This window comes from Nocardia carnea, from assembly GCF_029868325.1.
In the GTDB taxonomy this organism is placed as follows: Bacteria; Actinomycetota; Actinomycetes; order Mycobacteriales; family Mycobacteriaceae; genus Nocardia; species Nocardia carnea_C.
Map to the genome: position 1 here is coordinate 1 of NZ_JARWNW010000025.1, position 1,053 is coordinate 1,053.

1 protein-coding gene is annotated in these 1,053 nt (G+C 70.4%); it reads left to right on the top strand.

The window, feature by feature from the left end; genetic code table 11:
* The first annotated feature begins 142 nt into the window (after positions 1-142).
* Positions 143-901 carry an ABC transporter permease gene (locus QH196_RS00775; RefSeq protein ID WP_280413810.1) on the top strand — a complete coding sequence of 253 codons (759 nt, stop codon included), beginning with the start codon at positions 143-145 and terminating at the stop codon, positions 899-901.
* Positions 902-1,053 lie beyond the last annotated feature (152 nt).

The following is a 1,053-nucleotide window of genomic DNA, read 5'->3' on the forward strand; positions in this document are numbered from 1 at the left end:
GCAACGGTTCACGCGAAACCGGCCCCGCCCCGGCCACGGACGCCACCGACCCCCCGGCCTCGCAAGAGCCCGGGCACTGACGATCCGGCGGCGGGCCGCGATGCGGGCGGCCGGTCGCCTGTGTTCATCGAGAGGACCGAAGATGAAGCGGCCGGACAGATCCTGGCTCTCGCGGCTCGGGCAGTACGCCGTAGTGCTGTGGGTCGCCGTCACCCTCAACTTCGCGCTGCCGCGGCTGGCTCCGGGCGACCCCGCCCTGGTCATGTTCACCGGCGAGGGTGATCCCAGCCCAGAAGAGCTCGCCGAGCTCGGCGCACTGTACGGGCTCGACGATCCGGTTCTCGTCCAGTACCAGCGGTTCTGGACGGATCTGCTGCACGGCGATCTCGGTCTGTCGACCGTCCACAACCGGCCGGTGGCCGATGTCCTCATGGAACGACTGCCCTGGTCGCTGACGCTGGTCGGGCTGGGGCTCATCGGCGCCGTCGTCATAGGCTCGCTGCTCGGGGCGTGGTCGGCGTGGCGGCGCGGAGCCGGACGGCCCGGACAGGACAAGAGCACACTCGTCGGCGTCCTGACCGTCGACTCGATGCCCGGGTTCTGGATCGGGATGCTGCTGATCACGGTCTTCTCCGCGCAACTCGGCTGGCTGCCCTCGTACGCGTCGGCGGAGCTACCCGACGAAACCTTCGCCTGGCTGATCGAATCCGGCCGCCGGCTGATCATGCCGCTGCTGACGATGATCATCACCTCGATCGGCACCTACTATCTGCTCGCCCGGGCATCGATGACCACCGTCCTGGGGGGCGCCCGGATACCGCGCCCCCCCCCCCCAACGCAGCCCCCACCCCCCCCACCCCCCCCCACCACAATCACACCCCCCCCCCCCCCGTCATTTTAAAAAAACCCCGCCGCGGCGGCCGCCCTGACCGGCGCCCTCATCCTGGCGCCCGCCAACCGGCGGATTTCGGCGCGCAGCGCGTCACTGTCACGGGGGCGGAGCAGCGCGGGGTCCGCGGTCATGGAGGTTCACCCCTTTTCGGGGGTAGTGCC

Bases quoted from the DNA above. Each gene is read 5' to 3' on its own strand.
- QH196_RS00775 (WP_280413810.1), top strand. From the start codon at position 143: ATGAAGCGGCCGGACAGATCCTGGCTCTCGCGGCTCGGGCAGTACGCC.